The sequence below is a fragment of the Halomonas sp. TH-94 genome (assembly GCF_057473365.1).
On the sequence record NZ_JBYCKL010000010.1, the window covers coordinates 92,140 to 104,668 of the forward strand.

At 60.9% G+C, this 12,529-nt stretch carries 12 protein-coding genes; 5 read left to right on the plus strand and 7 right to left on the minus strand.

Annotated elements, in window-relative coordinates; all coding sequences use genetic code 11:
* Positions 1-141 precede the first annotated feature (141 nt).
* Complete coding sequence (locus AC2VNO_RS01790) at positions 142-1,218, plus strand: AI-2E family transporter (RefSeq protein ID WP_486932536.1); 1,077 nt, start codon at positions 142-144, stop codon at positions 1,216-1,218.
* On the plus strand, positions 1,215-1,916 hold the full coding sequence (gene hda, locus AC2VNO_RS01795) for a DnaA regulatory inactivator Hda (RefSeq protein ID WP_486932537.1): 702 nt from the start codon (positions 1,215-1,217) through the stop codon (positions 1,914-1,916). Before AC2VNO_RS01790 ends, hda begins: the two co-directional genes overlap by 4 nt.
* 6 nt (positions 1,917-1,922) lie before the next feature.
* Here hda and AC2VNO_RS01800 read toward each other — a convergent pair whose 3' ends face one another.
* The 3 genes from AC2VNO_RS01800 to AC2VNO_RS01810 form a co-directional block, all read right to left on the minus strand.
* Positions 1,923-2,477 carry a carboxypeptidase-like regulatory domain-containing protein gene (locus tag AC2VNO_RS01800; RefSeq protein ID WP_228579102.1) on the minus strand — a complete coding sequence of 185 codons (555 nt, stop codon included), beginning with the start codon at positions 2,475-2,477 and terminating at the stop codon, positions 1,923-1,925.
* Positions 2,478-2,618: 141 nt separating this feature from the next.
* On the minus strand, positions 2,619-2,990 hold the full coding sequence (locus AC2VNO_RS01805; protein ID WP_486932538.1) for a phasin family protein: 372 nt from the start codon (positions 2,988-2,990) through the stop codon (positions 2,619-2,621).
* A 136-nt stretch (positions 2,991-3,126) separates the two neighbouring features.
* A complete protein-coding gene (locus AC2VNO_RS01810; protein WP_486932539.1) occupies positions 3,127-4,128 on the minus strand; it encodes a sensor domain-containing diguanylate cyclase in 1,002 nt (333 codons plus the stop codon).
* A gap of 225 nt (positions 4,129-4,353) precedes the next feature.
* Between AC2VNO_RS01810 and AC2VNO_RS01815 the strand changes: the two genes are divergently transcribed.
* Positions 4,354-5,109, plus strand: a complete 756-nt coding sequence (locus AC2VNO_RS01815) for a helix-turn-helix domain-containing protein (protein WP_228579104.1) — start codon at positions 4,354-4,356, stop codon at positions 5,107-5,109.
* Positions 5,110-5,123: 14 nt separating this feature from the next.
* Here the strand turns inward: AC2VNO_RS01815 and AC2VNO_RS01820 are convergent, their stop codons facing one another.
* The gene (locus tag AC2VNO_RS01820) at positions 5,124-5,477 is read right to left on the minus strand and encodes a hypothetical protein (protein WP_486932540.1); all 354 of its coding nucleotides are present in this window, start codon (positions 5,475-5,477) and stop codon (positions 5,124-5,126) included.
* Positions 5,478-5,880: 403 nt separating this feature from the next.
* On the opposite strand from AC2VNO_RS01820, the gene AC2VNO_RS01825 reads away from it, so the two are divergent.
* The gene (locus AC2VNO_RS01825) at positions 5,881-7,260 is read left to right on the plus strand and encodes a class II fumarate hydratase (RefSeq protein WP_486932541.1); all 1,380 of its coding nucleotides are present in this window, start codon (positions 5,881-5,883) and stop codon (positions 7,258-7,260) included.
* Between the two features lie 7 nt (positions 7,261-7,267).
* On the opposite strand, the gene AC2VNO_RS01830 is transcribed toward AC2VNO_RS01825, so the two are convergent.
* The 3 genes from AC2VNO_RS01830 to AC2VNO_RS01840 all read right to left on the minus strand — a co-directional run bounded on the left by AC2VNO_RS01830 (position 7,268) and on the right by AC2VNO_RS01840 (position 10,805).
* Positions 7,268-8,338: an endonuclease/exonuclease/phosphatase family protein gene (locus AC2VNO_RS01830; protein WP_486932542.1), complete on the minus strand. Its 1,071-nt coding sequence runs from the start codon at positions 8,336-8,338 to the stop codon at positions 7,268-7,270.
* Between the two features lie 57 nt (positions 8,339-8,395).
* A complete protein-coding gene (gene glpD, locus AC2VNO_RS01835) occupies positions 8,396-9,892 on the minus strand; it encodes a glycerol-3-phosphate dehydrogenase (RefSeq protein ID WP_486932543.1) in 1,497 nt (498 codons plus the stop codon).
* A gap of 154 nt (positions 9,893-10,046) precedes the next feature.
* The gene (locus AC2VNO_RS01840; protein ID WP_228579109.1) at positions 10,047-10,805 is read right to left on the minus strand and encodes a DeoR/GlpR family transcriptional regulator; all 759 of its coding nucleotides are present in this window, start codon (positions 10,803-10,805) and stop codon (positions 10,047-10,049) included.
* A gap of 151 nt (positions 10,806-10,956) precedes the next feature.
* Between AC2VNO_RS01840 and glpK the strand changes: the two genes are divergently transcribed.
* On the plus strand, positions 10,957-12,438 hold the full coding sequence (gene glpK, locus AC2VNO_RS01845; protein WP_228579110.1) for a glycerol kinase GlpK: 1,482 nt from the start codon (positions 10,957-10,959) through the stop codon (positions 12,436-12,438).
* The last annotated feature ends 91 nt before the right edge of the window (positions 12,439-12,529 follow it).

Genomic DNA, 12,529 nt, shown 5'->3' on the forward strand with positions numbered 1-12,529 from the left:
AGAATACGTAGTTAGTGGTCCGGCGGTCGGCGCAAGGCAGCGGTCACCTTGAAGGCCGAAGCAGTGGGCAAGATCGGGCCGGAATTGTAGCATCACGACGCACGGCTCGCATCGCCGTGAACGTTAACGCAGGGAGGGGTGATGCGTAGAGAATGGTGGGTCCTGATCGGTGCGGTGGCCATGGTGTGGCTGCTGTTCCAGTTGGAAACGATGCTGATGCCGTTCATCGCCGGCATGATACTGGCGTACCTCACTGACCCATTGGCCAATCGGCTCCAGCGCCTGGGCATGTCACGTACCCTCGCGGTATGCGGGGTCTTCCTGATCATGACGCTGGTGCTGGTGGTGGCGTTGCTGGTACTGATTCCGCTGCTGGTGCAGCAACTACGCCAGTTCGGGCAGATGGTTCCGGGCATCTTCGAGTGGGTGGAAACGGTGCTGGCCCCGCAGATACAGGGCTGGACGGGCCTGGACATGGCCGCAGGGCTGGACGACGTGCAGCAGACGATGGCTGAGCATTGGCAGGATGCCGGCGGCTATCTGGCCCAGTTCCTGGGGCAGGTGGGTCGTTCCGGCGCGGCGTTCTTGGCCTGGGTCACCTATTTTGCCTTGATTCCGGTTGTCACCTTCTACCTGCTGCTCGATTGGGAGCGGCTGTTGATCAATCTGCGCTCCATGGTCCCCCGCCGCCTGGAGCCGGATGCGGTGCGCTTGAGCCAGCGCTGCGATGAAGTGCTTTCCGCCTTCCTGCGGGGGCAGCTGATGGTGATGCTGACCCTGGGGGCGATCTACGCCCTCGGGCTGACCCTCATGGGGCTTCGTTTCGGCCTGCTGATCGGCATGGTGGCAGGGTTGGCCAGCATCGTGCCGTTTCTCGGTTTCATCGTCGGTATCAGCGTCGCGCTCATCGTCGCCTTCTTTCAGTTCGACTCATGGTTGGCGCTGCTCGGGGTGGGCGTCGTTTTCTCCATCGGGCAGATCATCGAAAGCGTGGTGCTCCAGCCCAAGCTGCTGGGCGATCGTATCGGCCTGCATCCTGTGGCGGTCATCTTCGCCGTGCTGGCGGGGGGGAATCTATTCGGTTTCACCGGGGTGCTCCTGGCGCTGCCGGCGGCGGCCGTGATCATGGTACTCTTGCGCGAACTGCATGAACGCTACAAACGCAGCAGCCTTTACGACGCCGATACAAAAGAGCGTCGCAGCGAGGATCCACCATGAGCCGAGCGCCTGCGCAGTTGCCCTTGGGTGTGGGGCTGCGTGACGATGCCACTTTCGAGAGCTTTCTTCCGGCGGGCAACGCGGGCTTGCTGGACCGTCTCTCGCGCCAGCTCGATGTCGACGGAGAGCCCTTCGTCTACCTGTGGGGAGCGCCCGGGAGCGGGCGCAGTCATCTTCTCCAGGCGGCTTGCCACGCAGCAACGGATCGTGACTTGCGTGCGCTCTACTTACCGCTTCAGGAGCTGGGGCATTTCCCCCCCCTGATGCTGGAAAATATCGAGCGACTGGACCTGGTGGCTATAGACGACATGGATAGCGTGATAGGGCGCAAGCGATGGGAAGAGGGGTTGTTTCATGCCTTCAATCGGCTGCGTGACGCCGGTAAGCGGCTGCTCGTATCAGCCGCCGCCGCGCCGCGCCAGCTGCCGGTCAAGTTGCCCGACCTGGCTTCGCGTTTGACTTGGGGGGTCACCTTCCACTTGCAGCCGCTGGACGATAGTGAGCGACTGCAGGCCATGCAGCTGCGCGCTCGCATACGCGGCATGCAGCTGCCCGACGAAGTGGCACGCTATATCCTGCATCGCGGTTCGCGCCGGCTCGACGATCTGTTCGAAGAACTCGCCGTTCTCGATCGCGCTTCGCTATCCGCCCAGCGCAAGTTGACCATCCCTTTCGTCAAGCAGGCGCTGGGCTGGTAGCTTGGCTCAGCGGCTCAGGTTGACGTCGAGTCGCTGTCCATTGCGCAGGGAGACCTGGCGAAGCACGACCTGACGTTGACCGTTGGCAGGATTGACCATGCTTCCCGAGAGATAGAATTCCCCGGCGGGAAGCCCCTGCAGGGTAAAGTTTCCATTGCCGTCGGTTCGCGTCGTATGGGTATATTCCCGCGCGCGGGGGTCGGCAGGCTCGACCGCTTGGCCTGCCAGCGCATGCTCGGCGGCTTCGGCGGAGTAGGTCGTCACGGGCGCCACGGAGATGGTTTCTCCTGCGCCGGGCGCACCGTTCATGCTCAGCCTGCCACTGATGGCGGCGGTGCCCGCTTTTGGCAGCGAGGCATATTCTGCTGCAGGAAAGGCCACCTGACGTGCGATGCGTCCCGGCGACGGGGCAGGGCGCTCCATATCGGGTCTTTCGGCATCGGGTCGATGCGGCTCACCGATATCGATGACTTCGATTCCTTCGCGTGGTGGACTCGGTTCCATCATCTGACAGCCGGCAAGGGTGAGGCCCAGCAGGGCCACGGGTAACCAGGCTTTCATTCGCATGCATCCTCATTGCTGTGCCCGTGCGCCTTGAGCATAAACGATGAAAACCTGGCGGCACAGCGCTTTAGCACTCAACAGACGAAAGGCCCGCCGGACATCGTCCGGCGGGCCTTTCGTCGAAGCGGTACCGCAGTGTCAGGCTTTGGCGGCTTGGCTAGATGCGGTCTTCTGAGCTTGCTGCAGGCTGCTTTCGGCGAGCTTCTGGCTCTGCTGGAAGAAGTCCTGGTGCAGAGAGACGGCTTTCTCGGCATCGCTCTTGAAGCGCTCGGTCACGTCCTTGGCGACCTGCTGCTGGCCTTCGATATAGCTGCGCAGACCATCGGCATCGCGTACGTCGAGCAGCGCACGGGCCTGGGCCAGGCTGGTATCGGCGTAGGCCTTGGCGGACTCGAGCTGGGTGCCGAGTAGCTTTGAGGTGTAGTCGATGCTCAGGGCGGCGTAGGCGCGAGCCGGGCCGATCATCATCGCCTCAAAAGATTTGGTGTCGAAGCTGAATGATTTCATCATGTGGCAATCTCCGGATTTCACGTTGGTATCGAACGGGAAACCCGTTCTGCTGCAATGCAACATAACAAAGTTGTTTTTGCGCTGCAATATTCTTTTGTAAGCCAATGCAGCGCTTTCTTGTGAGCCTTTGTCGTTGCTACGCAGCGTACTCGATGCGGTTGCGTCCGTTACGTTTGGCCTGCAACAACAAGCTATCGGCGCGATCGATCAGGTCGACGACGAGATCGTCCCCCGGCTCCAGGCAGGCGATGCCGATGCTGATTGTCAATCGTGTCGTCTGGCTGAGAGTGATACGCAGCCGCTCGGCGAATTCCTGGGCACCGCTGGCGGTGGTTTCAGGCATCAGGATAAGGAATTCGTCGCCGCCATAGCGGCCAACGAGATCGCACTCGCGTACGGTCGCCATGATCGTCCGTGCCAAACAGCACAGCGCTTCGTCGCCTTCCAGATGGCCGTGGGTGTCGTTCAGCTCCTTGAAGTAGTCGATATCGAGCATCAACAGACACATCGGCTGCTGGTAACGAAAGGCGCGTCTGAGCTCCAGCTCGGCCATTTCCAGCAGGTAGCGGCGGTTATAGGTGCCGGTCAGGTGATCGTGGCTTGCGAGATAGGTCAGCCTCTCGTTGGCCGCGAGCAATTCCGCCGTGCGTTCATGCACGCGCTGTTCCAGCTCGCAGAACTGGGAGCCGCCACTGCCGACTCCAGGCGACATCAGGGCCAGGTCCCGCGATATACCGAACACATGGGTCACGACCCCTTCCTGGTTGCTGATAGGAATCAGCAGGGTTTGCCAATGGGCGTGGAGAGAGCCACCGTTCAGCTCATGATAGCCACAGCTCTCCTCGTAGCTAAGCGGGGAGCGCGTCTCCACACAACGACGTAAGTGAGCCACGACGCCCTGGCATTCCGAGGCGGGGACCAACTGCTCGATGGGTTTGCCAATGAGCGCGGCGGACTCACCCAGGACGGCTTGCCGCGTAGGGTTCATGGCCTCGATCACGAACTCGCTCGGCCCCTCTACCCGCAATATGAACATCTGTTCGGGACAATATTCCCAGAGGCTACGTACCAGTAGCATGCCTGCATTGGGATTGAGTTGGCTGAGAATGTCAGACGTCATCCAGAATGTCTTGTGCATGGCTAGGTTCCCTTTTGATACGCGTCCCTTTTCCAGAGGCGTCGCTTTGCCTGCGCGTTGCAGCGTTAACACTAGGCAGCTGTAACTTTCTGTGCAGCATGATTTTTGTCATGACATTGACGCAACCACTTTGGCCTCGCTTCAAGGGAAGCATGAAAGAACTCAAACTGCCTGGGCGCGTCGGGCTTCTATAATGTCTCTATCCCATGGAGTGGAGTGCCGACTATGTCGAGCTATGGCAGTCATGGACATGGTGGTAAGCCGGAGGCCATTAGCTGCCTCTCTTGCTATCTGAGTGCACTGTGCATTCCACAAGGGTTGTCGTCCGAGGAGGTAACGCTGCTCGACGAAATGGTCTTCCCCCCCATCCGACTGGAAAAGCGTGATGTGCTCTGCCGGCAGGAGGCGCCGTTCGATAGTCTCTATGCGGTACGAAGCGGAGCCCTCAAACAAGAAACTGCAGTCGAGGGGTCCGAGAATCTGCTGACGGCGTTCTGGCTTCCCGGCGATATCATCGGCTGCGATGCCATAGGCCGGGGTCGCTATCCCGGTTCTGTCATCGCGCTGGAAACGACGACGCTCTGCAAGCTTCCTTTCGGGCGGTTCGAGGCGCTGATGCAGCGGTTGCCCGAGCTGCGCACCCATCTCCAGCGCAATATCAGCCGCGCCATTCACGATGAACGAGTGAGCCTGCATCAGCTGTTGTCTCGCACGGCCGAAGCGAGGTTGGCGTTTTTCTTGATGACCGTATCGTCGTGTTTTCGGCGTCGGGGATATTCGCCGCGCCAATTTCGCCTGCCCATGTCGCGCAACGAGATCGGCAGCTATCTGGGGCTGACTCAGGAGACCGTGGGCAGGATGCTTTCGGCTTTCCAGGCCCAGGGACTGCTGCAGGTACAGGGTCGTGATTATCATCTTCTTGACCTCGCTCGACTCGAGCGGCTGGCCTCTTCCACTGGCAGGCGTCAGAAGAGGCCTTGAGTCACTCTGATCGATCAGGCCCGCTGCATGAGACTGGGCGTTCGGTGCTGCTCCCAGTGTTCGAGCAGGACACGGCTCTCACCCTCTTTTTCCCTGACGAAGTCAACCAGTGGCTGATGCAATTCCGGAGTGGCGTTGGTATTCAGCAGCCATTCGAAAAAGTTCTTCGACTCGACCGCAGTACGTACGGTCTGTTCGATGACCTCGCTCGCCATGCTGTGGTCGACAACGAAGAAGTGCCGCTGGGCCATGCTGTAGTTGGGCGGGGCGAAAGGATGTTTGCTGACGCAGGCTTCCAACTCCAACAGCGCGGCGGTCTGTCGCAGCGTGTCGAGACGCTTCTCGCACTGCAGTCCCAGAGTCGCCATCAATCGACTCGTCTGAGGCGCTACTGGCAGAAAACTGAGGGTCAGCCGACGATAGCGCTGAAGCTCGGCTGCCTCATGCGCATTGGCTAATGTCAGCTGCTCATAAGGCAATAGAAGCAAGGAATGGCTCTTGTTCATGAAAGATATTGTCCGCGTGTTCTGCCCGAGCCGGGCCGTTGTCGTTAGTGCCATGAGTGGGTAGGCGAAGCGATCTTAGGAGGCGGGTAATGGCGCGACAACGATAGTTGTCACATTCCAACTCGATTGCACGGGGATAAGCGGCAAACTTGATAAATATCAGTCAGGGCGGACATTCACATCAGGCGCATGGGCTACGCCATGGCTTGCACGGTTTGTCTCTTGGCACCATGGTTAAGAAAGGACGAAACTACGAGGGTATGAAATGAGCGAACATCGAATCGAACGCGACAGCATGGGCGAACTTCAGGTGCCGAGTTCGGCTCTTTATGGCGCTCAGACCCAGCGAGCGGTGGAGAACTTCCCGGTATCGGGTCAAGCGATGCCGGCTTCCTTCATTCACGCCATCGCGCGCATCAAGCTGGCGGCGGCCAATGTCAATCGGGAGCTGGGCCTGCTCGATGAGGAGCGTGCCAAGGCGATCATCGCCGCTGCTCAGGAGATCGTCGATGGCAAGCACGACGATCAGTTCCCGGTGGATGTTTTCCAGACCGGCTCCGGGACCTCCAGCAATATGAACGTCAATGAGGTCATTGCCCGCCTCGCTAGTCGTGACGATCTCAAGGTGGGACCCAACGATCACGTCAACATGGGGCAGTCGAGCAACGACGTCATCCCCACTGCGATCCATCTTTCCGCTGCGCTGGAAGTCACCACGCAGCTGCGGCCTGCGTTAGTGCAACTGCGTGCCACCGTCGACGAGCGGGCCTTCGAGCTCGACGGGGTGGTCAAGACCGGGCGTACGCATCTGATGGATGCCATGCCGCTACGGCTGGGACAGGAGCTGGGAGGGTGGTCGAGCCAAATCGGCCAGGCGATCGAGCGCATCGACAGCGCCATGGTCAGGCTTTCGCGTCTGGCGCAGGGCGGTACCGCTGTAGGCACCGGCATCAATGCGCATCCCGAGTTCGCCGACCGCATGGCTCAGGAACTGAGTCAGCAGACCGGGCTAACCCTGTCGCCCAACGATAGCTTCTTCGCCAGCCTGGGAGCCCAGGATGCTGCCGTGGAGCTGTCGGGCCAGCTCAAGGGATTGGCCTGTGTGGTAATGAAAATCGCCAACGACCTGCGCTGGATGAATTCCGGGCCGCTGGCCGGCCTTGGCGAGATCGAGCTCGAGGCGCTCCAGCCGGGCAGCTCGATCATGCCGGGCAAGGTCAATCCGGTGGTTCCCGAATCGGCGGCCCAGGCTGCCGCCCAGGTCATCGGTCTGGATACCGCCGTTACCGTGGCGGGACAGAGCGGCAACTTTCAGCTCAACGTGATGCTGCCGCTGATCGGCTACAACCTGTTGACCTCGATTGGGCTGATGGCCAATACGGCTCGTCTTCTGGGTGCGAGAGCCATTGCCACGTTCCGTGTGAGGGAGGATCGACTGGCCGGCCCCTTGGCGCGCAATCCGATTCTCGTGACCGCACTGAACGGAGTGATTGGCTACGACGCTGCGGCAGCCATTGCCAAGCAGGCCTATCAGGCCGGGCGCCCGATCATCGATGTGGCCGAAGAGCAGACCGACTTGAGCCGCGAGGAGCTTGAACGTCTGCTGGACCCGGCAAGCCTGACCCAGGGCGGCATTCCAGGCTGACGCAACGCTATGTCTTCTGCTCGCGAACGCTGGCTTCGCTGATGGTCGATTGTGCCCATGCGCGCTCTTCGCTAGCGGCTTCGGGGGTGTCGTGTTCATCGCTACGCGAGGGGCGAAAGCAGAGCGAGGCCAGGATGGGGAAGTGGTCCGAGCCAATGTATGGCAGCCTTTCCAGTGTTACCAAGGTGAAGTGCTCGGTGGTGAAGATGTGGTCGAGCGGCCAGCGCAACAGCGGGTAGCGCGCGTGGTAGGTGCTATACATGCCGCGACCGCGGCGCGGGTCGAGCATGCCGCTGATGCGGCAGAAGAGCCTCGTGGTCCGTGACCAGGCCACATCGTTCAGGTCGCCGGCCACGATGGTGGGCATCGGGTCGCGATGGACCGCTTGGCCGACGAGGAGCAGCTCGGCGTCGCGCCACAGCGTCTCTTCACTCTCGTTCGGGGCGGGTGGACGCGGGTGCAGCGCATGAAGGCGCACGGCATCGCCGCTTTCGAGCGTGACGTCGGTATGGATGGAGGGGATATCGTCCTGGATCAGCCACTCGATGCGGGTGTCGCTCAGCGGCAGGCGTGAATAAAGATGCATGCCGTACAGGTTGTCGAGGGGAATCTTGACGCTGTGCGGCCATGCCGCTTCGAGACCGTTATCGAGATGCTTCTGCCACCACGCATCCGATTCGAGGGTCAGGACTAGATCGGGCTCGTGCTGGTGAATGAGTGCAATCAACTCAGCGGCACGCCGATTCGGCGTCAGCACGTTGGCGATCAGCAGCGAGATGCAGGGTGCAGACTGTCCCGGTTCGGCATCCTTGACCTGGACTGGCCACAAGCGGGTCCATGGAAGTATGAAGCGCGCCTGCAGAGCGACGACCAGCAGGCCAGTGGCGGAGAGGAACCAGCCCCAGGGTGGACCGAGAGGTAAGGCGAGCAGTGCGGCAATCAGAGCGGCCGAAGCCAACTGCAACCGGGGGAATTCGCAGGCGCGTATCCACCACCAGCGCAGTGGTAACTTGGCAATGACGGTGGCAAAGAGCAGGAGCGCGACCAAGCCACCAAGCGCGAGCTGGAAGAAGGGCATGGTGGCTCCCTGTTAGGCCGTTCGGTCATTCCTCCTTCAGCCTACGGCATGTCGCCATCACGCCGCCAGTACTTGACGATGGGTTTCGACATGGGTGCTCAAACGCTCTACCTGGCGCGGTGTCAGGCGCAGGCCGAGCTTGGTGCGACGCCACAGGATGTCCTCGACGGTGGTTGCCCATTCATGGTCGACGAGATAATCGGCTTCGGCGGCGGTCAGACCGGCGCCAAAATCCTCGCCTAAGTCCTGCTCGCATTGGGCGCCGGCGAGGAAACGTAGACACAGGCTGCCATAACTGCGGGCGAAGCGGCGCGCCCGCATCTCACCAAGCCAGGGAAAGTCGTGTAGCAGCCGGGCCATGAAATTTGCCTGATTGCCTATCTCGCCGCCGGGCAGGATGGCGTCGGCCGTCCAGCTCGGCCCCATACCGGGCAGGGCGGGCGCGAGCTGTTTCAAGGCGGCCTCGGCCAGCTTGCGGTAGGTGGTGATCTTGCCGCCGAATACCGAAAGCAGCGGGGCGCCTTGCTGGTCCAGCGCCAGGGTATAGTCGCGGGTCATGGCCGAGGGATCCGCCGACTCGTCGTCGCACAGCGGCCTCACCCCAGCGTAGCTGGCAATCACGTCGCGCCGATCCAGCTGTCGGTTGAAGTGGGCATTGACCACGCCGAGCAGGTAATCGACTTCCTCCTCGCTGACGGCCACTTGGGCAGGGTCGCCCTCATAGCGGCGGTCGGTGGTGCCGACCAGGCTGAAATCGTCTTCGTAGGGAAGCACGAAGACGATTCGGCGGTCGTTGTTCTGCAGAATGTAGGCCCGTTCGTCGCCATTGAGCCGTGGCACGATCAGATGGCTGCCCTGAATCATGCGAATGCTGTAGCGAGAGCTGCGTGCGGCCTGTTCACGTACCACACGCTCTACCCAGGGGCCGGCGGCGTTGACCAGGGTGCGTGCATGGCGTACCAAACGCTTGCCGCTTCGCACGTCTTCCAGCTCGATGCGCCAGATGCCGTTTTCCTCCGACGCGCCGGTGCAGCGCGTGCGCACGAGCACCTCCGCGCCACCCTCACGAGCCTGCAGGGCATTGAGCACGACCAGGCGTGCGTCATCCACCCAACAGTCGGAATATTCGAATCCGCGCATGATGTCGTTCTTCAGCGGTGAGTCGGTACCGAAGCGAACGCCACGCGAACCAGGCAGCGTCTTGCGTTTGCCCAGGTAGTCGTAAAGAAACAGACCGGTGCGAATCATCCAGGCAGGCCGCAGATGAGAGCGATGCGGAAGAATGAAACGTAGCGGCCAGATGATGTGAGGTGCCTTGCGCAGCAGGACTTCGCGCTCGCGCAAGGCCTCTCCCACGAGGCGAAATTCATTGTGCTCGAGATAGCGCAGGCCGCCGTGAATCAGTTTACTGCTGGCCGAGGAAGTGGCGCCTGCTAGGTCGCCCTGTTCGCAGAGACTGACCGCAAGCCCGCGCCCGGCGGCATCGTTGGCGATACCGGTGCCGTTGATGCCACCGCCAATGATGAACATGTCGAGTAGGTGGTTATGCGCCATGAGGGGAGAGGCTCCGATGTTTCGCCAGCGTTGAGCTGCGCTTTCAAACAGTTCATGTTTGAAAACGAACATAGAGCAATCGAAAGCGAACATCAAGGGCGATGGCGAAGGTGCCGACATTTTTCATCGGCGAAGGGGATTTCCTGCAGAAGGGTCAGGCGATGTACAGCGCTACCTCATTCACCTGCATCAGGTGAACGATACGTTCAGGCGGCTGGCGATCGGTGAAGAGTGCGTCGAGCTGGGCAATGTTGCCTTGGCGAACGACGGGATTGCGATGAAATTTCGAATGGTCGGCGGTCAGGTAGACCTGGCGGGAATTGCGAATGATGGCTTGAGCCACGCGCGCTTCCTGATAGTCGAATTCGAGCAGCGCGCCATCTTCGTCGATACCGCTGATGCCGATTATGCCGAAGTCCACTTTGAACTGATTGATGAAATCGATCGTCGCCTCACCGATGATGCCGCCATCCCGTGAACGCACCTGCCCACCGGCGATGATGACGTTGAAGTCCTCCTTGTGCTGGAGAATGGCGGCGACGTTGAGATTGTTGGTGATCACCTCGAGCCCCTGGTGATCCAGCAGTGCTTCTGCCACCACCTCGTTGCTGGTGCCGATATTGATGAACAGCGAGGCGTGATCGGGAATATGGCTGGCCACCAGATTGGCTATGCGTCGTTTGGCTTCGAGATTGAGGTTCTTGCGCGTGCTGTAGGCCGTGTTCACCGTGCTGGATTCGAGTCCGGCGCCACCGTGGACGCGACGGATCATACCCTCTTCCGCCAGGGCGTTGAGGTCGCGACGTATGGTCTGCGGAGTGACGGAGAAGTGTTCGGTCAACTGCTCGATGCTGGCATAGCCCTGACGGCGTACCAGCTCCACGATGGCATCTTGGCGCTGTTGCTGGTTCATGACGGCTCCCTTTCGATCCAGTCGAGTGTAAGCGATTCGGTACGCTTGCGGCAGACGATCGAAACACTATTCAACGAAAGTCGTAAAGCATTGCGAACATAGTCGAGTACTCTTGGTGATCATAAACGAACATACAATGACAGGATGAATCATGGCCGCCTACCTTCTTGCCATCGACCAGGGCACCACCAGCTCCCGCGCCATCCTTTTCGATCGCGACGGCCATGTAATCCGCGTAGCGCAACGCGAATTTCCGCAGCACTTTCCTCAGGACGGATGGATCGAGCACGACCCCCAGGACATTTGGGAGAGCGTGCTCGCCACTTGCCGGGAAGTGCTCGATCTATCGGGCGTTGCACTCAGTGACATAGCCGGCATCGGCATCACCAATCAGCGTGAAACCACTCTGCTGTGGGACAGGGCAACCGGTCAGCCTCTTTACAAAGCCATCGTCTGGCAGGATCGGCGTACGGCGGACTTCTGCCGCCAGCTGCGAGACGAAGGGCATGCGGAACTCGTGCAGTCGCACACGGGGCTGCTGATCGACCCCTACTTTTCCGCAACCAAGCTTGCCTGGATGCTGGAGAACGTCGAAGGCGCCCGGGAACGTGCCGCACGTGGTGAGCTCGCCTTCGGCACGGTAGACACCTTTTTGCTGTGGCGTCTCACCGGCGGGCGCGTCCATGCCACCGATGCCACCAACGCCTCGCGCACCATGCTGTTCAACATCCACACCCAGAAATGGGATGACGAGCTGCTTGCGCTCTTCGACATCCCCCCCAGCCTGATGCCGGACGTGCTCGACAGCAGCGACGATTTCGGGACCACCGAAGCACAGTGGCTGGGCGCCGAGCTTCCCATCGGGGGGGTAGTGGGCGATCAGCAAGCGGCTCTGGTGGGCCAGGCCTGCTTCGAACCGGGAACGGGAAAGAGCACCTATGGCACGGGCTGCTTCATGATCGTCAATACCGGGGCCAAGCCAGCCACGTCGCGCAACCGCCTGCTGACCACAGTGGCGTATCGCTTGAATGGCAAGACCACCTACGCCATGGAGGGAAGCATTTTCGTGGCCGGCGCGGCCGTGCAGTGGCTGCGGGATGGGCTGAAGCTGTTCACGAATGCCGCCGAGACGGAGGCCTTGGCCAAGCAGACTCGCGACGGCCATAGCGTCTACCTGGTGCCCGCCTTCACCGGGTTGGGTGCGCCTCACTGGGACCCCAAGGCCAGGGGGGCGATATTCGGTCTGACGCGTGATACTGGGATCGCCGAAATCGTTGCCGCCGGCCTGCAGGCTGTGTGCTACCAGACTCGCGACCTACAGAGCTGCATGAGTGATGACATGGGTGTGCCGCCCGGGACGCTGCGTGTCGATGGCGGCATGGTGGCCAACGAGTGGCTGGTCCAGTTCCTGGCCGACATGCTGGGCGTGCAGGTCGACCGACCGACGGTCCTCGAGACGACGGCGCTGGGTGCCGCCTACCTGGCGGGCCTTCAGTTCGGCTGGTATCGAGATCTGGGGGAGATCGCCGAGCTATGGCGCTGCGAACGCAGCTTCATACCGAGCATGCCGGAGACCGAACGCGAGCGGCTCTATCAAGGTTGGCTCGAGGCGGTGGAGCGCGTAAAAAGCTGAGGACGAGGCTTGCAAAAATCAGTGATATCGGTAAGATATGCATCCGTTGGCGCGGCTCAATAGCAGCGTCGGCAGGCATGAATTGCCAGAA